Raw genomic sequence first — 26,735 nt, forward strand, 5'->3', positions numbered from 1 at the left:
CCGTAAGGGCACATCCACAGGCAGGGGGGCACGTGGACATACCTGAACGGGCATCGGACAACCGGCCGTACTTCTTCCTGAGCTACGCCCACACGCCGGCCTGGGGGCCCGGCAACGGCGATCCGGATCACTGGGTGCACGTCCTCTTCACGGATCTGTGCGACCACATCATGGCGCTCACGGATCTCCCTGCGGGCGCGCCCGCCGGTTTCATGGACCGGGAGATGCGCTCGGGTGACGGATGGCCGGAAAAGCTCAGTGAGAATCTCGCTTCATGCCGGGTGTTCGTGCCGCTGTTCTCGCCGCGATACTTCACCAGTGAGAGTTGCGGCCGGGAATGGTTCGCGTTCAACGAACGTATTCTGCGCGCCCGGGCCACCGGTTCCGGTGCCGTGCCCGCCATCGTCCCCGCGCTGTGGACGCATATCGACTACGCCCAACTCCCGGACTCCGTAAGGCATATCCATGTGGATCACGCGCCGTTCGGCGACCGGTACGCGGCCAACGGGATCTACGGTCTGATCAAGCTCAACCGGCTGCACGACGAGTACGAGGAGACCGTCCTCGGGCTCGCCCAGCGGATCGTGCGGGTCGCCCAGGAGTCGCCGCTGCCGTCCAGCAGGCCCCGCCCGTACGAGAGCACGCCGAGCGCGTTCAAGCCGCGGGGCGAGGGTCCCCGGCGTATCCATCTGACCGTCGCGGCGCCCACCCGGCACAGCATTCCCGAGCACCGTGACACCCGCCCCTACGGTGAGGACGCCCAGGACTGGAATCCGTACCACTCGGAGTCGACGCGGCCGTTGCCCTCGCTCGCCGAGGAGCTGATCCGGTCCCTCGACTACCGGATCACGGTGTCGTCGTTCGACGACGAGGACACCGGCGAGACCCTGGTGGCGGACGACTCCGACAAGGCGGCGCCGAGCCACCCCGGGATTCTGCTCATCGACCGGTGGGCGCTGACCGACGAGGAACGGCAGCGCAGACTCAGGGCGTTCGACGCGAACGCCCGCCCCTGGGTCAGTGCGATCGTCCCCTGGAACCGGGCCGACATCCAGTGCCACGGCGAGGAGGGCCGCAAGCTGGCGGCCGACCTGGAGCGGACACTGCCGTCGATCCTGGACCGGGGCCGGCGTACCGACTGCCGGGTCGCCGTCAACGGCGTCCCCACTCTGAAGGCCTTCACCGACGTCCTTCCGGCCGTCGTCGCGCACGCGACCCGGCAGTACCTCAAGCACGCCGAGGCGCATCCGCCCGTGGGCCCGCCGATCCGCCGGCCCCGTCTGATGGGCCCCACCCACCCGCCGCTCCCCGAAGGCGGATCCGACCACGGAGGAGAAGAAGCATGACGGCCGTGCAGGACGGACGGATCATCACCTTCTACTCGTACAAAGGGGGCACAGGGCGCACCATGGCCCTGGCCAACACAGCGTGGATCCTCGCCGCCAACGGCAAGCGGGTCCTGGCCGTCGACTGGGACCTGGAGGCTCCGGGGCTCTTCCGTTTCTTCCACCCCTTCCTCGATCCGAACGCGCTGGCCGCCACCACCGGTGTCATCGACATCATCAACGAGTACGCCTGGGCCGCGACCACCGGAACCCAGCGCTCCGGCGCCTGGCATCTGGACTTCGCGCGCGTCGAGCGGCATGCCATCTCCCTGACGCCGGAGCGGCTCGGGCTGCGTTTCCTGGACGGCGGTTCGCTCGACTTCCTCTCCGCCGGACGCCAGGACCGCTCGTACTCCGCGACCGTGTCGTCCTTCGAGTGGGACAACTTCTACGAGCGGCTCGGCGGCGGACTGTTCCTCGACGCGCTGCGCGACGACATGAAGGCGTCGTACGACTATGTGCTGATCGACAGCCGGACCGGGCTGTCCGACAACGCCGACATCTGCACCATGCAGATGCCCGACGTGCTCGTGGACTGCTTCACGCTCAGCGACCAGTCCCTCGACGGCGCGGCGGCAGTGGCCCGCAGCGTCGAGGACGGCTACCGCAAGCGCAAGATCCGGGTGCTGCCCGTGCCGATGCGGATCGACGAGGGCGAGAAGGAGAAGGTCGACGCGGGACGGGCGCTGGCCCGGCTGAAGTTCGACGGGCTGCCCAAGGGGCTCGGGGGCGAGGAGCTCGGCGGCGAGGAGCTGACCACGTACTGGGGCGCCGTCGAGATCCCGTACCGCCCGTACTACGCGTACGAGGAGACGCTCGCCACCGTCGGCGACGAGAGCGGCATCGCCAACTCGCTGCTGTCCGCCTTCGAGCGGCTCACCGCGGTCATCTCGGACGGCGAGGTCACCACGCTGCCGCCGGTGCCGGAGCCGGTGCGGCTGCGCTGCCGCGACGCGTTCCTGCGGCGGCGGCCGATGACGACGGCCGCCGACGTCGTCATCGTGTACGCGGCGGAGAACCGGATGTGGGCCGACTGGGCCGAGGCGCTGCTCAAGCGGGTCGGCTGCAACGTCGTCCCGCACGACATCTCCACCGGACCCGTCGAGCACCAGGATCCGGCGACGCGCACCCTCGTGCTGCTGTCGAACGCCTTCCGCAAGTCCCGGTACGCCGACGCCGTGTGGCGTGCCCTCATCGAATCCGACATGGACGCGATGGGAGCCGCCGGCGGCACGCTGGTCCCGCTGCGGGTCGACGAGGTCCGGCTGCCCGAGTCGTATCTCGACCACAACCCGGTCGTGCTGCACCGGCTCGACGAGTCCCAGTGCATCACCGCGCTGCTCGACGTCCTGGAGCTGCCGGGCCGGCCCGTCGACGGCGGCCCCTCGGGTCCCCGCTTCCCCGGCAGCACCCCGGGCATCTGGAACGCACCTCAGCGCAACAACACCTTCACCGGCCGCAACGTCATCCTGGACCGGGTCCGCGACCAGCTCGGCGGCGGCATGTCCGTCGTACTGCCTCAGCCGCAGGCGCTGTTCGGGCTCGGCGGCGTCGGCAAGACGCAGGTGGCGCTGGAGTACGTGCACCGGTTCATGGCGGACTACGACCTCGTGTGGTGGATCTCCGCCGAGGACCCCGGCAACGTCGTCTCCTCGCTCGCCGAACTCGCCGCCCGCATCGGGGCGCCCGGCGGCGAGGACATCAACGTGGCCAGCCAGGAAGCCGTGCAGATGCTGGGCCGCGGGGCGCCGACCAAGCGCTGGATCCTGGTCTTCGACAATGCCGACGACCCCAGCCGGCTCACCCGCTACTTCCCGACCGGAGGCGGCGGGCACATCCTCGTCACCTCACGCAACCAGGCCTGGGCGCAGCAGGGCGCCTCCCTGCCCATCGACGTGTTCCTGCGCGAGGAGAGCGTCGAGCACCTCACCCGGCGCGCCTCGGGACTCACCGCCGAGGAGGCCGACCAGGTGGCGACCGCGGTGGGCGATCTGCCGCTGGCCGTCGAACAGGCGGCTGCCTGGCTCGCCGAGACGGCCACCCCCATCGAGGAGTATCTGCGGCAGCTGGCCGAACAGACCACCGAAGTGCTGGACCTCAACCAGCCCCCCGACTACCCCAAGACGGTGGCCGCGACCTGGAACATCTCCATAGCGCGGCTCAAGGAACGCTCCCCCGCCTCGGTACGTCTGCTGCAACTGTGCGCGTTCCTGGCCGCCGAACCGATCTCCTCGCATCTGCTCTACAGCAAGGAGATGATCGACGCCCTCAAGCCGTACGACCCCGCCCTCCAGGAGAGTCTGCTGCTCGGCCGGGTCATCCGCGAGATCGGCCGGTTCGCGCTCGCCAAGGTCGACCAGGTCAGCAACAGCATCCAGGTGCACCGGCTGGTGCAGGCGGTGATCCGCTCGCAGCTGACCGAGGAGGAGCAGCGGCACGCCCGGCATGTCGTGCACACCGTGCTCGCGGGCTGCCGGCCCGACGGTGACGAACCGATCGACGACCCCGAGACCTGGCCGCGGTTCGCGGTCATCTGGCCGCACCTGAGCGCCTCCGACGCCCGCAACTGCACCGAGGCGGACACCCGTCGGCTGCTCATCGACCGCGTCCGCTATCTGTGGAAGCGCGGTGAGTTCGCCGGCGCCCAGGCGCTCGCGGAGGATCTCCTCAACCACTGGAAGCCGATCCTCGGTGAGGACGACGTCCAGTACCTCTACCTGCGCTGCCAGCTAGGCAACATCTTGCGTTCCCAGGGGCGTTACGTGGAAGCCCGGGAGATCAACACCGAACTCCTCGAACGCCAGCGCCGGGTGCTCGGCCCCTCGCATCCGCACACCTACGTCACCATGTCCGGCCTCGCCAGCGACCTCGCGGCGCTGGGCGTGTACGGGTCGGCGGTGGATCTCGCGAAGGAGGCGCACGAAGGGTTCAGCCAGATCTTCCACGAGTCGCACCGACGCACCCTCAGCGCGGCCAACAACCGCGCGCTCGCCCTGCGCATGGTCGGCCGCTACGGCGAGGCACGCGTTCTCGACCAGGACACCTACGACCGGCGCATCGAGGTCCTGGGCCCGGACCACCCGTACACCCTCGCCTCGGCGGCCCGCGTGGGCCGTGACCTGCGGGAGGTAGGCCGCTACGCGGAGTCGGTGACCGTGCTCTCCCGCGCGTACGACGCGCACAAACGCATCCTCGGCAAGGAGTTCCCCGGCACCCTGAGCTGCGCCAAGTCGCTCGCCGTGTCGCTGCGCAGGGCGGGCCAGCTCGAGGACGCCCGCCGGCTGACGACGGCGACGCGCGCCCAGTACCGGGCCCAGTACGCGAAATCGACCCCCGACTCGCTCGCCTGCGATCTGAACATGGCCGCCGACCTGTTCGCCGCCGACGAGCGGGAGGCCGCGCGCGAGGTCGCCAAGGAGGCGCTCGCCGAGTACATGAAGGTCCCGGGCGAGGCCCACCCCTACACCCAGGCCGCGCTCAACAACCTCGGGATCTTCCACTGGGGCTGCGGCGACGCCGAGGAGGCGGAGAGGGTGTTCCGCCAAGTCCTGCGCCGCATGGGCGAGGTACTCGGCGAACAGCACCCGCACACCCTCTTCACCGGCATCAACTACGCCAACGTCCTCGCCGATCAGGGCCGCCTCACCGAGGCCCGGCAACTGGAGGAGAACGCCGTGGTCACCCTCCGAACGGTCCTGGGAGCGCACCATCCCGAGACGCTGGCCATCGTCATCAACTCGGCGTTGACGCTGGCCGCGTTGGGGCGCAAGGACGAGGCTCGGCGTCTTCGTGACGAGGCGCTGTCCGAGTTGCGGGCGCTGCTGGGGGACGACAACGGGATGACGCGGGTGGCGGCGGACGAACGGCGCATCTACCGCGACCTGGAGCCGCTGGCAGTGTGAGGGGGGTTCAAAAGATTGCGCAGTTCCCCGCGCCCCTTAAGGGGCGCGGGGAACTGCGCAATCTTTTAGGGGCGCGGGGCTGTGTCGATATGCGGCTCCGCCGCGTGGGCGCGACCAGCCCCCACCGGCCCGCAGCCGACGTTTAAGCGGGGGTCTGGGGGCGCAGCCCCCAGGTGCGGATGGGACGGGTAGGGGCGGCGGGGGCGAGACTCTCGGTGGTGGGGTCGGCGAGGAGCCAGGTCAGGACCTTCGGGAGGGCCCGTAGCGCGGCGAAGTGGGCGGCGGTGGGTTCGAGGACCGCCGTCGCCCGGGGGATACGCGCCGCGAGCCAGGACGAGTGGGAGGCGGGGGAGAACACGTCCTTCACCCCGTGCCACAGCAACACCGGCACCTGAATCTCCGCCGGCTCGAACCCCCAGCACCCGGTCAACGCCAGCGCGTCGTCCACCCACCCGTACGGCGAAGTCCGCAACGCCTCCCGGTAGTTGCGCAACAGCATCGACCGGATCGTGTTGTCCGACACGATCTGCCGGTCGTCATCGGTGAGTTCGTGCCGCAGCTCCTCCAGCAACCGCACAGGATCCCGCCGAATCGCGGCGGACCGCGGAATCAGCCGAGCGACAAACCGCTCGGGATCGGTGAACGCGGTCCGGAACTCATTGACGTTCGACGGCGCCATCCCCGCGAACCAGTCCAGCCCCTCGGCATTGCGCGGCGCCAGCCCGACCAGCGCCGCCGCCCGAGTCACCCGCTCCGGCATCAACGCGGCACACGCCAGCGCGTGCGGAGCGCCTCCGGACCGCCCGGCCACCGCGAACCGCTCGATGCCCAGGGCGTCGGCGACCTCCGCCACGTCCTGCACCACGTCGACGACCCGGCGTCCCTGCATACGGTCGGAACCCCCGTACCCCGGACGGTCGTAGCTGATGAGCCGGGTGCCGCGCTGGTACAGGAACATGGACCGCGGCCGGGGTCCGACCCGGCTGCCGGGCATCCCGTGCAGCAGGAACACCGGGCGACCGCGCGGATCCCCCGAGACCTCGACGCGCAGCAGCCGCCCGTCCCTCGTCCGCACATGGTCACGCACAGCGCTCCCCCTCCCCCGGTTTCCCCCGGCCCGGTGGACCGGGACAAACGCTGCACGATCCCTGCCCACCAGCCCGTACGGCGAAACGAATTCGCAGGTCAACCAGGCTTCATATCAAGCCACTTGACGCCGTACCGCAGCCTCCGTAGCGTCGCATCCCGTACGTAGATGTGATCGGCATTCACATCCGGGGACGATGATGAAGACGGGCGGGGTGGGCATGAGCGGGCGGCGTGTGGTGGTGTCCGGCGGCGGAACCGGAATCGGCCTGGCGACGGCGGAGGCGTTCGCGGCGGACGGCGACCGGGTGGTGCTCCTGGGCCGTCGCGAGGACGTCCTGCGCAAGGCGGCCGAGGGGCTGGACGAGCGCCACGGGGACGGGACCGCGTCCTGGTACGCGGCGGACCTGGCCGACCCCGAACAGGTCGGTGCCGCAAGGGAGTTCATCACCGCGGACGACACCCCCGTCGACGTACTGGTCGCCAACGCGGGCGGAAACGTGGCTCCTTCGCACGACGGCTCGCTCGCCTCCGTCGCCGACAGCTACCGCAGCAACTTCGACGCCAACGTCCTGACCGCGGTCCTGCTCACCGAGGCTCTGCTTCCGCACCTCCGGCGCCCCGGCGGCCGTATCGTGCAGCTCTCCTCGATCGCCTCGCTGCGCGGCCCCGGCTCGTACGGCGGCTCCAAGGGCTGGATCAACACGTACACGTACGACCTCGCCCAGCGCCTCGGCTCCGAGGGCATCACCGTGAACGCGGTCGCCCCCGGCTTCGTCGGCGACACGGAGTTCTTCGGCGACCGCGCGACCCCCGAGTTCGTCGCGTCCCGGGTGGCCCAGTCCCTCACGGGGCAGCCGGGCCATCCGTCGGAGATCGCCGCCGCCATCCGGTACGTGGCCTCACCCGAGGCGGCGTACCTGACGGGCCAGCTCCTCCACATCAACGGCGGTGCCGCACTGGGGCGTTAGGCGCCCTGTGCCCTCCATCCTCCCCGAGGTCGCTTAGCCTGTCGCGCATGAACGCACCGGGGGACACGGTCGACGACGGCCGCTTCGAACTGATCGAGCGGCTCGGCAGCGGGGGGATGGGCACGGTGTGGCGGGCCCGCGACACCGTGCTGCACCGGGAGGTCGCCCTCAAGGCCGTACGCCCGGACGCGGCGGCCTCCGACGCGATACGGGAGCGGGTGCTGCGCGAGGCACGGGCGCTCGCCCGGCTCAGCCATCCCCATGTGGTGACCGTCCATCACATCGTGGACGCCGATCCCCACCCCTGGATCGTGATGGAGCTGGTGCCCGGCAGCTCGCTCCAGGAACGCCTCGCCGACGGCCCGCTGCCCCCGACGGAGGCGGCGCGGCTCGGCCGGCAGATCCTCTCCGCCCTCCGGGCCGCGCACGCCGCCGGCATCCAGCACCGCGACGTCAAACCCGCCAACGTCCTCCTCCGCCCCGACGGAACCGCCGTCCTCACCGACTTCGGCATCGCGGCCCTGGAGGGGTCGACCTCGCTGACGGTCACCGGTGAACTCGTCGGCTCGCCCGAGTACATGGCCCCCGAGCGCATCCGCGGCCACGGCGACGACCCGGCGTCCGACCTCTGGTCCCTGGGCCTCGTCCTCTACGTCTGTGTGGAGGGCGTCAACCCGTTGCGCCGCGCGACGACCCTCGCCACCCTGGCCGCCGTCCTCGACGACCCGCTGCCCCCGCCGGTGCGCTCCGGTCCCCTCGCACCCGTACTCCAGGCCCTGCTCGTACGGGACCCCGCCGCCCGCCCCGACGCGGAGCGGCTGGACGCGATGCTGGCGCGCGTGGAATCGGAGACGACACCGGACTGGGAGCGGCCGACGAGAACCGCGGCGGTGCCGCCACCCACCGCCCCTGTGCCACCGCCCGCACCCACCCGGCGCCGGCCGGCGCCCCCGGTCCCCTCCTCGCCGTACGCCCCGGACCGGCCCCGGCCCCGTCGCCGTACGACGATCGCCGTCGCCGTCGCCGTGTCCGCGGTGCTCGCGATCGCCGCGGCGACCACGCTGTTCCTCACCCTGCGCGATCCGGGAGACAAGAAGGCGGGCGGCGGCAGCCCGGGCTCATCGGCGCATACGACGGCGCCCTCGCAGCCCCGGACGACCACACCCCCGAGCCCCACACCCAGCCCCACGCCGTCCGCGACGGATTCCTCCCTCGCGACCGGGACGACCCCGCCCGCGTCGACCGGCCGCTGGATCGCCCAGCTCTACTCCGAGCCCGTCGGCACGGGCACCGCGGCGCGGGACCTCAGGCTCGCGAAGATCCGGAGGTCCGTCCCCGAGGCGAAGATCCTGCGCAGCGACAAGTACGCCTCCCTGCGCCCCGGTTACTGGGTGGTCTACGCGCCCGGCCCCTTCGCCGACGGTCAGGCCGCACTCGCCTTCTGCGCGGAGCGCGGCAGGACCACGGCGAACACGTGCCTCGGCCGCTATCTGAGCGAGAGCGCGGCGGACTCGGTCCTGCAGTGCCACCCACCGGCGACGCAACCGACCGGCCGCTGCACGCGCCCGTAGGCCGCGGAGGAGACCCTCAGGCGACAGGCGGTCGAGGCATCACGGTCACCTCGGGGATGGTGCCGCCGCAGCGCAGCACGGTGTCGAAGACGCGGAGGAACTCCTCCAACTCCAGCAGGGCGCCGTTGAGATAGCCGCGCTGCCTCCAGACCGGCATGACCTGGGCCGCGTACGCCATGTCCCAGCCCGTGTTGAACTCGGTCCGGGCATCCCCCTCTCCCCCACCGCAGTCGCTGACGACGAACCGGGTGAACCCCACGGCCGGGTGCTCGACCCGGAACGCCTCGACGAGCTTCTCCAGGGCCGCCTTGCTCACGTGATAGCCGGCGAATCCCGGCCAGGCGGGCGTGAGCGTGGCGCCGAGTGTGGACAGGTAGGCGGCGACACCGCGCGAGGCCGAGAGATACGGAAGCGCGGCGTTGGTGACGACTGCCGCACCGATCACGTTGGTCTCCAGGACCCGGCGCCAGGTGGCGGAGTCGTGCTTCTCGATCGGGGCGAGGGGCCCGATCCCGGTCGCGTAGACGAGCGCGTCGATGCCGCCCAGCCCGGCGGCGGCCTCCTCGATCGCCGCCTGGCACGACGGTTCGTCGGTCACGTCGCAGGCGATGGCGAGCGTGCCCGGACTCGCCTCCTTCGCCGCGTCGACCAGCCGGTCGTACCGGCGTGCCAGCAGGGCGACTTGGTCCCCGCGACGCCCGAGATCGACCCCGATGCACCGGCCCAGCCCACTCGACGCCCCGACCACCACAGCCCTCATGGAAGAACCCCATTCTCGTGAACCGGCAATCCCCTTCCGCCGCTTCTATCACGAGTCCGGCCCGAAAGGCAGACCTCCGGCGCCCTGGTCCGGCGAACACCGCGGTACAACCCTTCGGCGGCGAGAGCAGTCAGATGCCCGAGGACCGGCGGTTTCCCCGTCGTTCCCCCATCCATCTCCGAGGCTTAACCCGGCCAACGCAGAGGGACCTTGATGCGCCGCACCGCTTCCGACCGTCACATGCTCCGCAAGACCGCCGGCGCGATCGGCGCCGTCGCTCTCGTCGCACTGGGCAGCGCGCCCGCGGCCGCCGCGGACGACCCGCAGCCCGGTCTTGCCCTGAGCCCGGTCTCCGTCACCGACGGCATAAAGCCGGGCAGCAGCTTCGACGTTCCGGTCACCTTCACCAACAAGGGCTCCGCGGCGCTCGACAAGGTCTGGCTCTCGTACAACGTCACCCGCGGCCTCGCCCACACGGAGCTGCCCTCCAACTGCCTCCGCTACGAGATCCATTCCTACGACGAGGCCCCGAGCTACTCCGACGCGGTCTGCGAGTTCGACCAGACGGTCGAGCCCGGCGTCGTCTACGCACCCGAGAAGACGCTGACCCTGAAGGCCCAGGACTGGGTGCTGTACGACAAGCTCCGGATCGCGGTCACCAGCTACAACTCCGGGGGCGACGACGGCGCCGAAGAGCCCGTACGCGGCACCGGCCCCGCGGTGAAGCTGGTCGAGCAGCCCGGCGCCACGCCCGGCGCCGGCGACGCGGACCACCCCGAATGGGACGCGGCCAATGTGGAGATCACCGCGGACAACACGGCCGACTTCCAGGTGACCGGAGGAAAGCTGACGGGCCGCGTCGGCGACACGGTCAGCCTGAACGCGAAGTTCACCAACGCCGGGCCTGGCTGGGTCCTGAAGCCCCTCGGCCACTCGGTGTCGAAGGTTCTGATCGACATGCCCGCCGGTACGACGGTCACCAAGACATCCCCCCACTGCACGAAGGTCGGCTCCGGAAGCTACGAGTGCGGCACCAGCCAGTCGTGGCTCAACGAGGGCGAGGTCACGGCCTACGACTTCACGCTGAAGATCAACAAGGTGGTGTCGGGGGCCAAGGGCTCGGTGATGCTCGACACGGAGTCCCGCCCGTTCGACGAGAACAAGGCGAACGACACGGCCGACATCACCCTCGACGTCACCGGTGACGGCTCGACCGGCGGTACCGGTTCGACGGGCGGTGGCGGCTCGACCTCGTCCACCGGAGGCTCCGGCACCTCGTCCACCGGCGGTTCCGGCTCCACGGGCGCCTCCACCACGGGCGGTTCCTCGACGACCGGCACCTCGGGCACCTCGGGCAGCTCCACCTCTTCCACCGGCGGCGGCGACCTGGCCAGCACCGGCTCCGGTTCGACCCTGCCCCTCGCGGGCGCGGCAGCCGCGGCCCTCGTCGCCGGCACGGGCGCGGTCGTGCTGGTACGCCGCCGCGCGGCGCGTCGGTAACGACTGAGCCGCCGTACAGAGCGGCGCGGCACGTCGAGCTGAAACGCTGAAACCCCGGCGTTCAGACTCGGCGTGCCGCGCCGCTCCCGGTCGGCAGGTCGTATGGCAGCAGGCCAGTACGACAGCGGGTCAGTACGGCAGCAACTCAGTACGACAGCAGGTCAGTACGGCAGCAGTCGTCCCGAGGGCGTCCGCCGGTCGATCGTCAGATCGCGGGGAGCTGCGGGCCGACGGCTGGTACGGATGCGGATCTGACGGTTCATGACGCCCTCCTCATGCCTGATGAGCCCAGCGTCCTCGCCGACGCGCCCAGACACATCGTGCCCACGGAGGCGTCCCTCCTACCCCCGGAGCAGGATCCGACCGGGACACATGTACTCCCCCGGCAGGACACCGGCTCCCGCACCGGCCCGCGAACGGCATGGGTCCGGTTGCGAATGCGGTGAATCCCTGCCGAACATGCCTGATCCGGCGCCATCTTCGTACCCTGATTGGCCGTCACCTCGGCCCCAACGTCCAGGTGGCGCACGCCCGTTGGGACGAGCACCGCCGGCGGTTCATCGCCGCGGCTACCCGGCCCACACGGCTCGGCCTGGAAAATCTGCCCGGCATTGGACCAGTACACCCCCGCGGTTCTGCACATCGCGGCACACAGTGCGTTCGGCGGCGTCCACCTCACCCAGGAAGGCAGCGATCTGTCCATCGCGTACAGAGACCTGTGCAGACAGATCGCCCGCGTTCGCTCCCCACCCCGCCTCGCCATCCTGAACGTCTGCGACTCGGTCGCACTCGCCGATCAGATGGCCCGGACGATCGCGGCAGCGATCAGTTGGCCCTACGCGATCAGCGACGACCAGGCGCAGATCTTCACACGGCAGCTCTACTGCTCCCTGACCACACGCTCTGCGAGAAGGGCGGCCTGGATTCTGTCAGCTGCCGAAGGGCGAAGCCTGCTGGACTGTGAGGTCGTCGCGCAAGCACAGGAAGCGGACGGGGTGACGGTACTGGCCCTGGACGACCGCTCGTCGGCAGGGAACTCCGCAACCAGGTCGGGCCGTACGGGGCGCCAGGTCTCCCGCCTGGAACAGGCGAACACCGAGCTGTTGGCGCGGCTGGAGAGAGGGACGCGGTGCTGGAGGTTGCCCGGGCGGCCAACCGCGAGTCAACCCGGGCCCGAACCAGAAGGAAGCCGCGCACCGCTAGGGTCCGGCCGGCCCGGTCGTCCAGCTTCCAGTCGAGGTAGCCCTTGACCACGGAAGGCGCGCTCCTGCGGGGCGCCTCCCGCTTCGACCGCCACCCCGAGGAGACCGACGCGACCGCGACCGATCTCGCGCAGCCAGAGCCACAGCAAATACTTGGCTAGCCACATGTTTGCTGTTACGTTGATTATGTGTCCAGCCACCTAAATGGGTGGTGACACGAGAGGAGTCGTCATGAAAGCCATCCTGTTCGACCGTTTCGGAGGCACGGAAGTGCTGCACGAGGCGGACATCGAGGTCCCGCAGCCCGGCCCCGGGCAGATCCGCGTCCGCGTCAAGGCGGCCGGGCTGAACGCGTTGGACGGCAAGATCCGCTCCGGGGCGCTGGAGGCCGTCCGCCCGACGACCTTCCCCGCCGTCCCCGGTGGCGAGCTCGCCGGCGTGGTGGACGCCCTGGGTGAGGGCGTGCAGGACGTGAAGGTGGGCGATGAGGTGCTGGGCTGGTCGGACACCGGCTCGTACGCCCAGTACGCGCTGGCCACCACCGTGGCCCCCAAGCCCGCCGGCCTCGACTGGCAGCACGCGGTCGCGCTGCCAGTGGCCAGTGAGACGGCCGAGCGGGTCCTGAACCTGCTGGGGGTCGCCGCCGGGGAGACCGTACTGATGCACGGCGCGTCCGGAGCGGTCGGCACCCTGGCGGTCCAGCTCGCCACGGCCCGCGGAGCGCGTGTCATCGGCACCGCCGGCCCCGCCAATCAGGACTACCTCACCTCGCTCGGCGCCACCGCGACCCTCTACGGCGAGGGCCTGGTCGAGCGGGTCCGGGCACTCGCCCCCGACGGCGTGGACGCGGTGTTCGACCTGGCCGGAAAGGGCGCCCTGGAGGACTCCATCACCCTGCGCGGCGGCACCGAGCGCATCGTCACCATCGCCGACCTCAGCGCGTACCAGCTCGGCATCACCTTCTCCAGCGGTGGCCAGGAACGCTCGGCCGCCCGCCTGGCCGCCCTGGCCCAGGACGCCGCGACCGGCAAGGTCGTCACCACCGTCACCACCTACCCGCTCGCCGAGGCCGCCACGGCCCAGCAGGTCAGCGACGCCGGGCATGTCCGGGGCAAGCTCGTCCTCACCCTCGACTGATCACGCTCGCCACTCCTTCCGCCACGCCCCCGCTTTCCCGATCACCACTCGTTCATCACCGCACCGAAGGACCATTCATGCTGAACTCCCTGTGGACACCGACCACCGTCGGTGGCATCTCCCTCCCGCACCGCCTGGTCATGGCCCCCATGACCCGTGACCGCTCCACACCTGAAGGCGTACCGACCGAACTGAACGCCGAGTACTACGCCCAGCGGGCCTCGCACGCGCTCATCATCACCGAGGGAACCCAGCCCTCCACCGACGGCCAGGGCTACCTCCTCACCCCCGGCATCCACAATGACGAGCAGATCGCCGGGTGGCGCAAGGTCACCGACGCCGTGCACGCGGCCGACGGCCGGATCGTCATCCAGCTGATGCACACCGGACGCATCTCCCACCCCGACAACACCCCCCACGGACGCCGACCGATCGCCCCTTCGGAGATCCGGCCGCAGGGCGTGATGTTCACGGCGTCCGGGCCCCAGGAGATGCCGACCCCCCGTGCGCTGTCGACGCAGGAGGTCGCGGCGACCGTCGACGACTTCCGCCGCGCCGCAGCGGCTGCCGTCGCGGCAGGCGCCGACGGCGTGGAGATCCACGGCGCCAACGGCTACCTGGTGCACCAGTTCCTGTCCGACAACACCAACCAGCGCACCGACCGCTACGGCGGTTCCCTCGACAACCGCATCCGCTTCGCCGTCGAGGTGGCCGCTGCCGTGGCCGACGAGATCGGCGCCGACCGCACCGGCCTGCGCATCTCCCCCGGCAACCCCTACAACGACATCGCCGAGTCCGACACCGCCGAGCTGTATCCGGCGCTCCTGCGCGCCCTCAGCCCGCTCGGCCTCGCCTACCTCCACGTGATGCACGCGGGCGACGAGGAGCTGCTGGGCACCCTGCGCTCGCTGTGGCCGACCACGCTGATCCTCAACCGGGCCGGTACCGACCTGCCCACCCGCGCCAAGGACGTCGACAACGGCACGGCCGACCTCGTCTCCGTCGGGGCCCTCGCGCTCGCCAACCCGGACCTGGTCGAGCGGCTACGCTCTGACGCGCCGCTGAACACCCCCGATCCGGCGACCTTCTACGGCGGCGGAGTGGCCGGCTACACCGACTACCCCACCCACACCGTCTGAGGAACCGCATCATGCCCGCCCCCACACCCCGCATCCCCACGACGGCCAGCGAGGGGCCGATGAGCTACGCGATCTTCCAGCTCGCCCGCGCTCACCGCGCCCGCGCCACCGCCATGCTCCGCGAGATGGACCTGCATCCCGGACAGGAACTGCTGCTGATGCACCTCCTTGACCGGGACGGCCAGACCCAGTCCGAGCTGCTCGAAAGCGTCGGCCTGGACCATTCCACCGTCTCCAAGTCCCTACGCCGCATGCAGGACGCCGGCCTGCTCATCCGCGAGCCGGCCGAACACGACCGGCGCGTCATGGTCGTCCACCTCACCGACAAGGGCCGTGCCATGCGCGAGCCTCTGGCGGCCATGTGGCGGGCCCTGGAGGAGACCTCCGCGCTGAACCTGTCGGCGCAGCAGGCAGAGTCCTTCGTCCGTATCGCCTACGCCATCGCCGACGCGATCAACAGCCGTGCCGTTGCAGGGGAAGAGTCCGAGTAACTCCCCTCGGCTTGCACCCCAGTTCCGGCCTGGAGTGCGGATCGTTTCCGGCGTTCCTGCGAAGCGGACAGTGCTGCAGCTCACGAAGGCCCGTGCTGAACGGAGCCAGGCGCCCCGACTGCCGGAAGAAGCCCGGTGAGCCGAGCCGGCGGATGTGGCGGAACCCGCCCGCTCACCCCCCGTACGTCAGGGAGAACGGGGTGAGCGGGGCCCCAGCGTCCGGGGCAAGCGCGAGCTGTCCCGGTGCAAGCAGGACGGAACTCATTCGGGGGCAGGGCAACACCCCGCGGGGCCGGCGAGCCCTTCCCCGTCGCCGACCGGCCGGCCGCACATCGAGGACGGACGCACCACCCGCGTCCAGGTCACCTTCGACCTCCGCAAACTCCTGCAGGCCGACGGTGACCCGCGCCGCGGATCCGCCCACCACAGGCCAGCCCCCTGAGCGACCCGGGCCGACGGCGCCCGCCTCCCGCGACCACCACTGCCCCGCCCACCCAATTCCCCCCACCACCACTGACCTGATGGAAAGTGAGACTTCCATGACCACCACCCTCCCCGTCCTCGTCGTCGGCGCGACCGGCTCCCTCGGCGGCAAGGTCGTCGACGAACTGCTCAAGCGCGGTAAGAACGTCCGCGCCCTGGTCCGGCCGACCACCGACGCGAGCAGGCTCGAAAGCCGGGGTGTCGAGATCGCCCGCGGCGACATGCTCGACCTCGACTCGCTCGTCGCCGCCATGAACGGCGCCGATGCCGTGATCACCACCGCTGCCGGCTACACCCGCGGCGGCAAGAACGCGCACGACATCGACACCGTCGGCAACGCCAACCTCGCCGAGGCCGCCCACCGCGCCGGCATCCGGCGGTTCGTCCTGACCAGCATCCTCACCAGCGACCAGACGCCCCATGTCCCGCACTTCTGGCACAAGAAGGTCGCCGAGGACAAGCTCGAACAGCTCGGCGTCCCGTTCGTCGCACTGCGCCCGGGGGCGTTCCTCGACCAGATCGCGACCATGGCGGGCGACCCGATCGACAAGGGCCGCCTGATGTGGATCGGCAAGACCACCGTCCCGCTGACCTTCGTCCACGCCTCCGATCTCGCGGCGTACCTGGCGGCCGCCGTCGACGCCGAGGCCGACAACGGTGAGCGCATCGACATCGGCTGGGACCGTCCGGTCAGCATGCGCGAGATGGCCGACCTGATGGGCAACCGGGCCGGAAAGAAGATCAAGGTACGGGCCGTCCCCTCCGTCGTAGCCCGCGCCGCAGGAACCGTCGCCGGACGCTTCATGCCCCTGGTCAAGGACATGGCCGCGATGTTCGGCTGGTTCGACAGCGGCCGCTACGTCGCCGACCCCCGCCGCCAGGAGCAGCTGTTCGGCCCCGCCCCCACGGCCGAGGACGCCCTCGCCCGGTACCCCGACGAGCTGGGCACGGCGCACCACCGGTGACGGGCCCGCATCCCGGTCCCACCGCCCGCGGGGGCCAACCGATGAGTGGAGGAACCGCTGTGACAGATCGCCACACGTTCCTACCGCACCAGGAATGGGACCTGCCCGGGCCGGCTGCAGCCGGGCTTCACCTGAACTGGCGAGACCACGACACCTGTTGCACCTGTTAGCGGCAACGGAACCGGCGCTGAGCTGCATGAAACCCCCTCGGCTAGCCTCGCGCCACAGTCGCTCCCCTAGAGAACTCCTGGCCGTCAGGAACCGCTACCACCGCAGCAGGTCCATCCCGTACGACCGGATCATCAGCGCGGGCTGCGCCTGCGCCTGAGCGGCCCGCAAAGCAGCCGCTGCCCGGCTTGCCCCGGTCACCGCGGGGGTCCATACGAGAGAGGGTCGAGTAACCCATCGGGGCCGTTTCCTCTTCGGGCCGTTTCCTTGGCCCTCGGCCATCGCCGGGACACTTCCTCAGCAGCGACAGGCTCTCCACAGCACAGACGGCAGCCGACGTCGCCCTACCCGCGTCCGCGCACCCGTCCTCCGTTATGTCGGAGGCGTAACACCGCACGCGCTCCGGCCCGTCCGCCGCGTTGCCGAACCTGTGCGCGAGCCAGTCACACGACAGGGACGGCGAGTTGAACTCCACGCATGCGAGCGCGAAAGACTGCGGCAACAGGTCTCCTGGTGATCGGTTTGGTTCGCACCCCCGAACTACCAAGAGGCCCTAATCCCTTGTTAAGGACGTTCCGAAGGAGCAGTAGTTCCTGGGTGCGTTCGAGCGCCGGGTACGCGACACCTCGTGGCTGCCGGGTGGGCAACACCTCGCTTTAGACAGCGTGCGTGGTCCTGGTGCTCATGGTGGTGGCGGTCTCGTGAACGCTGCACGGATGCCCTAAGAGGCCCGGGCGTGTGATGCCTCAAGGCAGAGCGGCAACGTGCGGTGCAGCGGGGCAGCCACCACCGTCGACGGGTGTTGGTGCTCGTCGGCCTGCGCCTCGATGCCTTGCGACGTTCAGGGCTGTCGAGCGTCAACACTCGCCGCTTGATCACTCGTTGGTGTTGGTGGTGCGAGCCGGCCGCACGGTGACCTCTTGATACGCCCGAGCCGTTTGAGCTCCTGCGCAGACCGAGGCCCGTGGGGTGCGCTGGTGCCACGAACGGCTAGTGAGGTGGAGGCACGTCCGCAGAACGGTTGATGCCTGGGATTAGGTCGCTCGCGTGGCCCGCATGCGCTCGTGACCAGCACAAACATCGGCATGTCGGGAGGGAACTACCTTGATCTACTGTGGAATCGACTGGGCGGAACGCACCCACGACGTCGCCCTGGTGGACGACACGGGCGCGCTGGTGGCCAAGCGGCACATCCCCGACGACACGGCCGGCTACAAGATCCTGCTGGAGCTGCTCGCCGAGTACGGCGACACCGAGGAGACCCCGATCCCGGTGGCGATCGAGACCTCCCGTGGCCTGCTGGTTGCCGTGCTGCGGACCGGGAAGCGGAACGTGTTCGCGATCAACCCGATGGCGGCCGCCCGCTACCGCGACCGCCACTCGGTCTCTCGCAAGAAGTCCGACCCAGGCGACGCCCTGGTCCTGGCGAACATCCTGCGCACCGACATGCACGCCCACCGGCCGCTGCCCCAGGACAGCGAACTCGGACGCGCGATCGGCGTCCTCGCCCGCGCCCAGCAGGACGCCCTTTGGAACCGGCAGCAGATCGCCAACCAGCTCCGCTCCCTGCTACGCGAGTACTACCCCGCCGCCCTCGACGCCTTCGCCACCTGGACCAACGGCCTGTGCCGCCCGGAGGCCCGCGAACTCCTCAAGGCTGCACCGACCCCTTCTCGGGCCGCGCGGCTGACCCGCACCCAGCTCCAGGCCGCGCTCAAACGAGCCGGCCGCAAGCGTGGCATCGAGGCGGAGGCCGACCGGCTCCGTGAGGTCTTCCGCGCCGAGTGGGCCCACCAGCCGCCGCTGGTCGAGGACGCGCTTGGCAAGCAGATGCTCGCCCTCCTCATCCAGCTGGAAGCCGCCTGCACCGCCGCCGACCAGCTCGCCGAGGCGGTGGAAGAGGCATTCCCCCAGCACCCGGACGCCGAGATCCTGCTGAGCTTCCCGGGGCTCGGCATCCAGCTCGCCGCCCGGATCCTGGCTGAGATCGGGGACGACCACACCCGCTTCGCCGACGCCCGCGGACTGAAGGCATACGCCGGCTCCTCGCCCATCACCAGGGCCTCCGGCAAGAAGTCATCCATCACCCGGCGGTGGGTGAAGAATGACCGGCTCAATCATGCGGGCTACCTCTGGGCCTTCGCCTCACTCCGAGGGTCCGTCGGAGCCAACGCCCACTACCGGCGACGACGCGAGCACGGCGACTGGCACGCAGCCGCCCAGCGCAACCTCTTCAACCGCATGATCGGCCAGCTCTACCACTGCCTGCAGCGCACCGCGAGCCGTTCGACGAGGACACCGCGTTCCCCACCGAACTCGCCGCCGCAGCTTGACTCGTTGGCATCGTGAGGTGTCTGCTGTCATGCGCCGGCTCTCGCGCGATCACCCGATCAGGAACCCTGTTCGATCAGACCAGCCCCGTGATCGATACGCAGATGGCGTCTCAGTTGTGCTGCTCGGCATCCAGCAGTGCGAGGGCGTTGCGGATGCCCTGTTCGAGGAGTTCGTCGGCGAGCTGCCGGTCGGTCAGGGCACGGGAGAGCTGCAGCGTCCCGGCCAACATGCCGAGGAGGCTGAGTGACTTCAGACGCGCCGACGGCGGATCGTGGGGTGCCAGGCGGGCGGCGAAGCCGTCGATGAGGACCAGCGCGCCGTCGGTGTACGCCTGCCTGGTGGGATCCGTGGAGCGTCCGATCTCGTCGAGCAGGGCGGCGTTGGGGCAGCCGTCCTCAATGCTGTCGCGCTGCCCGGTGGAGAAGTACCAGCGCACGATCTGCTCGAGTCCGGCACGGCCGGGCGCCGCCTGCGCGACGATGTTCGCGTGCTGTGCGCGCATCTGGTCGGCGACCGCAGTGGCGACGAGTTCGTCCTTGGACGCGAAGTAGGCGTAGAAGGTGCCGTTGGTCAGCCCCGCGTCCTTCATGAGCGTGGAAATCCCCGAGCCGTCGATGCCGTCGCGCTTGAACCGACGGCCGGCCGTCTCGACGATCCGCTGCCTCGTCTCCTGCTTGTGCTCTTTCGCGTACCGCGCCATGCGTTCCTCCATCGTAGCCGGGGCTTGCGCCCCGGCTACCGCCCTGGTCAAGTCAGTGTGCCGCGTTGGCAAGGAGAGCAGCGAAGTTGATCCTCCCGGTCTGCAGTTTCGCGTCGTGGGGCTCGGAGACCCCGCCGTCGGTGATGTACAACCGGTTGCCGCGAACCGCGGTCGCGGAGGGCGAGGCGAGACCGTCCGCGCTGGTCAGAACGGCCTTGTAGGTGCCGTCCGGGTAGATCGCCACGATCCTGTCCGGACCGTTCTGCGAGGAGGAGCCGTTCTGCGCCGCGAACACCACATCGGACCAGGGGGTCAGGAAACTGAGATCGTCGATGTTGGGCAGGCCGCCCGCGACAAGGCGGATGGGACCGGCCGCGCCCGTGCCGGTGACCGGTACCCGCAGCAGTGTTCCCTTGTTGAAGTTGCTGACCCACAGAGCGCCGTTGTGGAACCTGAGCCCGTTGGCACCGATCGGCAGGGCTTCGGTCGGCACCGGCGCGAGAGCGGCATCGGTCAGCCACGGGGTCACCGATCCGCCCGAGACCGGAACGGACCAGATGACGCCCTTCAGGCTGTCCGCGATGTAGAGGGTGCGTCCGGCCGAGTCGATGGCCAGCCCGTTGGGGCCCGCGTCGGCGGGCAGAGCGGCGATGCGCTGAGGGGTACCGTCCGGACGCAGCGCGTACACGCCGTTCCTGGCCGCGTTGCCCGGGGCCCACACGCTGTAGTAGACGGTGCCGTCATCGCCACGGGTGTTGCCGCTGATCGCCTCACCCACCTGCCCGGTGACGAGCACCGTGCGGCGTCCAGACGCGGAGATTCGCATCAGCTCCGGCCCATGGGTGCGCTGGCACACCGCGCAGCTGCCGAGCATGGACACGGTCACTGAGCCGTCGGGGTTGACGGTGATGTTCTCGGGGATCTCGCCGGCGGCGTAGTCGAACGTCGCCGCGGTCCGTACGTCGGTGACAACGGATCCGCTATACGACTGTCCCGTCCCTGCGGACGCGGACGGCGCCGACACCAGGACGGCCGCCGTCGCGGTGACCGCCAGCACGATTCCGACGTTCTTCTTCAGAAAACGCCTTGCGCTCGATGCACTGCGCCGGGCCGTTTGCTGGCGTTGCTGCTGCATGACTCTCCTCGGCAAATCAACGAGTGACTGATCAATGGACTTTCGGAGACACCAGAGATATCGGGCACAGCGGAGACATTCGGGCGAAGTCGGCGCCCTTGAAGCCGGACCGGGATGTCAGGTGGGCATGCGGTTGTTCTTGCGGATCTGCTTGTCGAACGCTCCGGCGGGGACGAGGCGGCGCGCGGTGGTGACGCGTGAGGCCAGCGGGCCGGCGGTGTAGCGCAGCTTCGGCTTCCTGTCGGTGGCCGCAGTGACAATCACTTTGGCGACGACGGCGGGGTCGTCACCGTCCTTCATCGCATCCGCAATCACCTCGTCGAAGACGCGCCGTCTCTCCGCGTACAGAGACAGCGGGGTGTCGGGCTGCGCGGCGTTGGTGTCGAAGCTGGTCTTGGTATAGGCGGGCTGGACGAGGAGGACCCGGACGCCGTGCTCGCGGACCTCGTGGTCCAGCGACTCGGAGTAGCCCTCGATGGCGTGCTTCGACGCGACGTAGAGGGCCATGAAGGGCTGGGGGGCGACCCCGAGGACGGACGAGATGTTGATGACGCGTCCGCCACCCTGGGCGCGCATGTGCGGCAGGACGGCCTTCGTCATACGGACGACACCGAGGACGTTGATGTTCAGGACGCTCTGGGCCTGGGTGACGGAGTTCTCCTCGACGGCGCCCGCCGAACCGATGCCTGCGTTGTTGACCAGGACGTCGATGCGTCCGAACCGGTCGATCACCTCTCCGACCGCGGCGGTGGCCGAGTCGTCACTGGCCACGTCGAGATCGAGGTACGTCACACCGGCGGGCGGGGTGAGTCCGGAGGTCTTGCGGCCGGTTCCGATCACCTCGAAACCCGCCGCGACGAAGGCGCGGGCCGTCTCCTTGCCGATCCCCGATGAGGCACCTGTCACGAGCGCCACGGGCCGAGTTGTCGTCATCACGGACTCCCTTGATTTTACATTACGTTCGTATGCCTTACGTTCGTACGACCATACGGTGGTCGTCGGTCGATGGCAAGTGGTCACGTCGGGCGATCCGAGAAGGATCCGGGAACATGGGGTGCGGTACGGGAAAGACCACGAGCGGACGACGAGCAGGTGACCGAGACCGCCGGGCCTCGCATCACCCGAGACGGCAAGCGAACGGTTCGGGATCACAACGGGTGGCGCAGGGGGCGCCACCGGGTACGGCTGGTGGCGCAGCTCCCGGCTGTCGCTATGGACGACGGATCGGTGGTTTGAGGCGCTGCCGCTGCGTGGGCGCCTTCCCCCGTTCGACCCCTCCCGTCCCGTCTCTCCCGGCACGCATCGCCAAATCCCCTGGCGCTCAGCGCGAAGGGCAATCGGCTTCCCCGCCGCCAGGGGGGTTGTCCCAAGTCCCGAGCGGTAGGCCCTGACCCTCTTCTCCCGGACTTTCAGCAGACCGAGCACCGACGGCGCGAGCCACCTCCACGAGCCAGACGACCGGACGAACCACGCCCACCTCTCCCGCCGCCGACCGGAGTTCATGCCCACCCACCCGAACTAAACGCTCACGTTCGGAAATCGGAAAGCGGATGGCGTCTCAGCTGAGCCCCGCCCACCTGACCTGGATCGACCTCGCCCCCCTCGCGATCATCGAGCGAGGAGTAGGCCCGTTGGCGCCCAGACCAGCCTGTCCAACCCCAGGCAGCACACGAGAGGTCGAGTGCCCCTCACAGGGGCCGTTTTGTGTTGGGGCCGTTTCCATGGCTCCCAGGAGCCTCGCCAGACGTACCACCCGCAGGCCACAGCCCACGGCCGCCACACGAATCGCCCTGAGCCACACGCAGACGACTCGTCGGACAACGCCTCCGGCGCACTCCCCCGGTACCTCCGGCCTCAGGACGGCCTCAATACATGCCCGTGTCACAGCAGGACCGAGTCGAACACGTCTCACTGGCTGCACGTCCGAACGCGTCCATACAGGCCAGAAGGGCATCAGCCGACGCAGACCAACACGGCACCAAACTCACGAGCAGCGGATTCAGTCCGTTCAGGCAGAGTTGACGCTCCGACACCCAAAAAAGAACGTTTCCGCAGGTCACAGCCCTGCACAGGTGGGGCGGGTGGGACTCGAACCCACGGCCGACGGATTATGAGTCCTTTGAGGATCTTGCCGATCGTTGCCGATTGACGCCGTTCTTGCAGGTCAGACGTGTCGATCCGTGTCAGCCCTGTGCAGTGCTTGTCGGTCTGTTCCTGTCCTTGTGGCCCCTCAATGGCCCCTGGGAGTCGATGAGTTGGACGCTTACCACAGCAGCAGCCGCGTCCGCCCAGTTCAGCCGAGGGGGTAGAACCCTCGCACAGCGGATTCCCCTTCCATCGCACAGCAGCTCCCACCCAACCTCGGGACGGACCTCCAGCGGCCGTGGCTGCAGGTGGCCCTGCCGTACGCAGGGGCCCAAACCTTGCGATGCGGGGAGCAGGGCCGAGGTGCTCCCACATTGCGTCCGCGTGGCCGTCAAGGCCGAGCAGTGCCACCAGGCATGAGTGGCGCTGACATGTTTGGCGACGGCAGCCGATCGGTGGCTCCGGCGCCTGCCGAGCAGTTGCGGCTCAGCCGCGTGGTCCTGCGCCGTGCAGGAGGGTGTCGATGACGAGCGTGGCCAGTGCGTCCGGGTCCTGCGCGGCAGGGTCCTGCTCCACGCCGGGCCTGTTGATGGCTTCGCTGAGGAGGGCGTAGTACACCTGCCGCGTCCACTCCAGGTCTGCGTCCGGGGCGAGTAGCCCCTCGCGCTGCGCCCGGTTCATGAGATCGACGGTGTGGGTGTTGATCTCGCCCCAGAGGGCGGCTGCGGCGGGTGTGTGAGCGGTGGCGTGACTGAGGGTGAAGCGCCAGGTGTTCTTGACCCGTAGGACGTTCGCCGTCACTCGGTGCAGCGCCACGAGTGCGGGAGCGGCGCCCGGCCGGGCTTCCTCAATGGCGTCGATGAGCTGCTGCTTGGCGGAGACGGCGAGCGCCTCCAGGAGGGCCTGCCGGTTCGCGAAGCGGCGGTGAACGGTGATCCTGGTCAGTCCCGCCGCCTCGGCGACCTGTTCCATGGAGGCGCCGGCGTCCTGGGCGAAGACCTGCTCGGCCGCCTCCAGAATCGCGCGCACACTGCGCTCGGCATCTGCCCGCAGTGCTCGGCCCATGTCTGTCTCCTGTCTGGTTCGCTACCCGGTCCCCTGTAGAGGATACGGGAACGCTACGGGTATCTCATTAATTGATTCTCTGATGTTGCAACTCTGGCGATAGGTGATACCTTAGTGACACCGTTAAGGGATCGCGCCGCACCGACGGAGCGGGCATCTGCACGACCGTCGCTCACGACCGGTATCCCGTCTCCCCTGCCGGAGGAGACATCCGAGCCCGACTCAAGGAATTGGCATGCCCACAACGAAGCTACGCACCCGTGTCTCCCGACGCACCGCAGTGGCGCTGGCCACCATGTCGGTCGTCGCCGCCGTCGCCGGCGCCGCGCCGAGTGTGGCGAGCGCAGTGAGCGACAGCTCCAGCGTCACCCGTCACGCGGTCGTACAGACGCAGAGCCCCCAGAGCGCCGCCACCGCCCCCAACCTGCGCGTCAAGGCCGCCAACGGCGTCACCTACCAGTATCGGCGCTTCGGCAACCCCAGCGCCGGCAGCGTGCCCCTGATCTTCCTCCAGCACTACCGCGGCACCCTCGACAACTGGGACCCCAAGCTCATCGACACCATCGCCGCCAAGCGCGAGGTCATCCTCGTGGACAACGTCGGCGTCGGCGGCTCAACCGGCACCACACCCAGCACCATCCAGCAGATGAGCCTGGACGCCATCGACTTCATCGACGCCCTCAAGCTGCCCCGCTACGACGTGTTCGGCTTCTCCCTCGGCGGCCAGGTGGCTCAGGAGGTCGCCCTGCGGCGCCCCTGGCAGGTCCGTCGCGTCGTCCTGGCCGGCACCGGCCCGCAGGGCGGGGTCGACCAGAGGGCGTCCGACCCCAAGGTGCTGGGGAGCGTGTTGGCGGACAACCCCGGCCCTGCCGACTTCCTCTTCCTGTTCTTCAAGAACACCGCATCCAGCCAGGCCGCCGGAACTGAGTTCCTGCAGCGCCTCGGCCAGCGCACCACTGACCACGACGCGCCCGCGAGCCTCCAGACCCGCGACGCGCAGCTCACCGCGATGTCGGAGTGGGGCATCCCGGACAAGTCCAAGCTGGTGCGGCTCAACGCCCTCTTCCAGCCCACGCTGGTCGCAGACGGGGACAGCGACATCCTGATGCCCCCCAAGAACTCCCACCTGTTGGCCAAGTACCTCCCCAACGCCCAGCTCAGCATCTACCCGAACGCCGGCCACGGGTTCCTCTTCCAGTACGCCGCCAAGTTCGGCGCCGAGGTGAACACCTTCCTCGACCACTGACAATCCATCACCGCGAGACGGTCACCGACACCGCACACGGTGACGGCCGATCAACACACCTGCCCCGCCGGAGCCCCGTCCGGCGGGGCAGAGCCACGCAGAGAGTCCCCCCGGCGCCCTCGCAGCCCTCCGCGTCACGACTGCGCACCCCAGACCATTCGCTCACATCTGCGCCACCATCGAAGCCATGGGCCCAATGGGCGACTGAGGCGCCCCCGCGGCCGGCGGCGCGCTGGCCGCGAAAGGGTCGGTGCGTCGTCCCGGCCGTCACGGCGACGGCCTGCGTGTCCGCCCGGCCCAACACGTCGTTGCAGCTCAGCCCGCCGTCCGCGGGTCTGCTTCATGGAGCCGGCGGCACCTTGGAACGACCCCTGCCCGGCAGCGTCAGCCCATCCGTTGACCCTCCGTAGGGGATACGTTGACGCTACGGTAACCGATTAATTGATGCTCTGCTGTTGCTGCTACAGACAAACCTGATACATTGGTGAAACCGATTGGGGGGACGCCGGAAGCGATCCCCCACACGGCAAGACACACGCGATCCCCTGAGTCAGGAGTCCGAAATGGCAACGACGACACGACCGGTAGCCCTCATCACGGGTGCGTCCTCCGGCATCGGAAAGGCAGCCGCGCTCGCGCTGGCCGCGGCGGGCTACGACGTGGTCGGCACCAGCCGCAACACCGTGCACGTCACCCCTGTGAAGGGCGTGACCTTCCTCGACCTGGACGTGACCAGCGACGATTCGGTGACCGCTGCGGTCGGCGAGGTGATCGACCGGTTCGGGCGGATCGACGTCCTGGTCAACAACGCGGGTATCGGCTCGGCGGGCGCCGCCGAGGAAAGCTCCGCCGCGCAGGCGCAGGGCCTCTTCGACATCAACGTCTTCGGCGTCATCCGCATGACCAACGCCGTCCTGCCGCACATGCGCGCCCAGCGCAGCGGACGGATCATCAACATCTCGTCCATCGTCGGGTTCATCCCGCAGCCCTACATGGCGGTCTACGCCGCCTCCAAGCACGCCGTCGAGGGCTACTCGGAGTCCGTCGACCACGAGGTACGCGAGTACGGCGTACGGTCCTTGCTCGTCGAACCCGCCTGGACGAACACCGCGATCGAGGCGGCCACCGTGCGGCCCGACCAGCCCCTGGACGTCTACGCCAAGCGGCGGCTCGCCTTCGAGGAGTACATGGCCGGTGCGGTCAAGGGCGGCGACGACCCCGCCGTCGTCGCCAAGGAGATCGTCGCGGCGGCCACCGACGCCAAGCCCAAGCTGCGCTACACCGCCGGCGCCATGACCGGACGCGTCCGCACCATGCGCCGCATGGTCCCCTCCCGCATCTTCGACCAGCAGCTGCGCAAGCTCAACCACCTGCCCGCCTGACGACTCCCAGAAGACCTCCACGACACAT

Annotated in this window: 17 protein-coding genes and 1 pseudogene; 12 read left to right on the top strand and 6 right to left on the bottom strand. The window is 69.6% G+C overall.

Annotated elements, in window-relative coordinates:
* Positions 1 to 32: 32 nt before the first annotated feature.
* Together OG975_RS15345 and fxsT are read left to right on the top strand one after the other, a co-directional pair.
* Positions 33 to 1,346 carry a TIR-like protein FxsC gene (locus OG975_RS15345; RefSeq protein ID WP_406329713.1) on the top strand — a complete coding sequence of 438 codons (1,314 nt, stop codon included), beginning with the start codon at positions 33 to 35 and terminating at the stop codon, positions 1,344 to 1,346.
* Entirely contained in the window at positions 1,343 to 5,287 is a 3,945-nt protein-coding gene (gene fxsT / locus OG975_RS15350; protein WP_406329715.1) for an FxSxx-COOH system tetratricopeptide repeat protein, read from the top strand. The genes OG975_RS15345 and fxsT overlap by 4 nt, the downstream gene beginning before the upstream one ends.
* A 142-nt stretch (positions 5,288 to 5,429) precedes the next feature.
* On the opposite strand, the gene OG975_RS15355 is transcribed toward fxsT, so the two are convergent.
* Positions 5,430 to 6,374 carry an alpha/beta fold hydrolase gene (locus OG975_RS15355; RefSeq protein ID WP_406329717.1) on the bottom strand — a complete coding sequence of 315 codons (945 nt, stop codon included), beginning with the start codon at positions 6,372 to 6,374 and terminating at the stop codon, positions 5,430 to 5,432.
* 220 nt (positions 6,375 to 6,594) lie between these two features.
* Between OG975_RS15355 and OG975_RS15360 the strand changes: the two genes are divergently transcribed.
* Together OG975_RS15360 and OG975_RS15365 are read left to right on the top strand one after the other, a co-directional pair.
* Positions 6,595 to 7,344 carry an SDR family NAD(P)-dependent oxidoreductase gene (locus tag OG975_RS15360; RefSeq protein ID WP_406329718.1) on the top strand — a complete coding sequence of 250 codons (750 nt, stop codon included), beginning with the start codon at positions 6,595 to 6,597 and terminating at the stop codon, positions 7,342 to 7,344.
* Between the two features lie 47 nt (positions 7,345 to 7,391).
* Positions 7,392 to 8,915: a serine/threonine-protein kinase gene (locus tag OG975_RS15365; RefSeq protein WP_406329719.1), complete on the top strand. Its 1,524-nt coding sequence runs from the start codon at positions 7,392 to 7,394 to the stop codon at positions 8,913 to 8,915.
* 16 nt (positions 8,916 to 8,931) lie between these two features.
* On the opposite strand, the gene OG975_RS15370 is transcribed toward OG975_RS15365, so the two are convergent.
* Positions 8,932 to 9,675 carry an SDR family oxidoreductase gene (locus OG975_RS15370; protein WP_406329720.1) on the bottom strand — a complete coding sequence of 248 codons (744 nt, stop codon included), beginning with the start codon at positions 9,673 to 9,675 and terminating at the stop codon, positions 8,932 to 8,934.
* A 213-nt stretch (positions 9,676 to 9,888) separates the two neighbouring features.
* Between OG975_RS15370 and OG975_RS15375 the strand changes: the two genes are divergently transcribed.
* From OG975_RS15375 to OG975_RS15400, 6 genes and pseudogenes are all read left to right on the top strand, one after another.
* Positions 9,889 to 11,175: a hypothetical protein gene (locus tag OG975_RS15375; protein WP_406329722.1), complete on the top strand. Its 1,287-nt coding sequence runs from the start codon at positions 9,889 to 9,891 to the stop codon at positions 11,173 to 11,175.
* A 1,433-nt stretch (positions 11,176 to 12,608) separates the two neighbouring features.
* Complete coding sequence (locus OG975_RS15380; protein WP_406329723.1) at positions 12,609 to 13,514, top strand: NADP-dependent oxidoreductase; 906 nt, start codon at positions 12,609 to 12,611, stop codon at positions 13,512 to 13,514.
* A 77-nt stretch (positions 13,515 to 13,591) separates the two neighbouring features.
* Positions 13,592 to 14,653 carry an alkene reductase gene (locus tag OG975_RS15385; protein WP_406329725.1) on the top strand — a complete coding sequence of 354 codons (1,062 nt, stop codon included), beginning with the start codon at positions 13,592 to 13,594 and terminating at the stop codon, positions 14,651 to 14,653.
* An 11-nt stretch (positions 14,654 to 14,664) separates the two neighbouring features.
* Entirely contained in the window at positions 14,665 to 15,144 is a 480-nt protein-coding gene (locus OG975_RS15390) for a MarR family winged helix-turn-helix transcriptional regulator (protein ID WP_406329727.1), read from the top strand.
* A gap of 539 nt (positions 15,145 to 15,683) precedes the next feature.
* Positions 15,684 to 16,592 (top strand): SDR family oxidoreductase, encoded by a 909-nt coding sequence (locus OG975_RS15395; RefSeq protein WP_406329729.1) that lies wholly within the window; start codon positions 15,684 to 15,686, stop codon positions 16,590 to 16,592.
* 1,272 nt (positions 16,593 to 17,864) lie between these two features.
* Positions 17,865 to 19,093 (top strand): annotated as a pseudogene (locus OG975_RS15400) (IS110 family transposase).
* 110 nt (positions 19,094 to 19,203) lie between these two features.
* Here the strand turns inward: OG975_RS15400 and OG975_RS15405 are convergent.
* The 4 genes from OG975_RS15405 to OG975_RS15420 form a co-directional block, all read right to left on the bottom strand.
* Positions 19,204 to 19,794, bottom strand: coding sequence for a TetR/AcrR family transcriptional regulator (locus OG975_RS15405; protein WP_406329731.1), 591 nt, complete (start codon positions 19,792 to 19,794; stop codon positions 19,204 to 19,206).
* Positions 19,795 to 19,846: 52 nt separating this feature from the next.
* Positions 19,847 to 20,929: an SMP-30/gluconolactonase/LRE family protein gene (locus OG975_RS15410; protein ID WP_406329733.1), complete on the bottom strand. Its 1,083-nt coding sequence runs from the start codon at positions 20,927 to 20,929 to the stop codon at positions 19,847 to 19,849.
* Positions 20,930 to 21,046: 117 nt separating this feature from the next.
* The gene (locus tag OG975_RS15415) at positions 21,047 to 21,862 is read right to left on the bottom strand and encodes an oxidoreductase (protein WP_406329734.1); all 816 of its coding nucleotides are present in this window, start codon (positions 21,860 to 21,862) and stop codon (positions 21,047 to 21,049) included.
* A 1,638-nt stretch (positions 21,863 to 23,500) separates the two neighbouring features.
* Entirely contained in the window at positions 23,501 to 24,079 is a 579-nt protein-coding gene (locus OG975_RS15420; RefSeq protein ID WP_406329735.1) for a TetR/AcrR family transcriptional regulator, read from the bottom strand.
* A 235-nt stretch (positions 24,080 to 24,314) separates the two neighbouring features.
* Here OG975_RS15420 and OG975_RS15425 point away from each other — a divergent pair, with 235 nt between their 5' ends.
* Both OG975_RS15425 and OG975_RS15430 read left to right on the top strand, forming a co-directional pair.
* Positions 24,315 to 25,325: an alpha/beta fold hydrolase gene (locus OG975_RS15425; protein ID WP_406329737.1), complete on the top strand. Its 1,011-nt coding sequence runs from the start codon at positions 24,315 to 24,317 to the stop codon at positions 25,323 to 25,325.
* A gap of 563 nt (positions 25,326 to 25,888) precedes the next feature.
* Positions 25,889 to 26,707, top strand: coding sequence for an oxidoreductase (locus OG975_RS15430; protein ID WP_406329738.1), 819 nt, complete (start codon positions 25,889 to 25,891; stop codon positions 26,705 to 26,707).
* The last annotated feature ends 28 nt before the right edge of the window (positions 26,708 to 26,735 follow it).

It is taken from the genome of Streptomyces sp. NBC_00203 (genome assembly GCF_045206325.1).
Classification (GTDB): domain Bacteria; phylum Actinomycetota; class Actinomycetes; order Streptomycetales; family Streptomycetaceae; genus Streptomyces; species Streptomyces lutosisoli.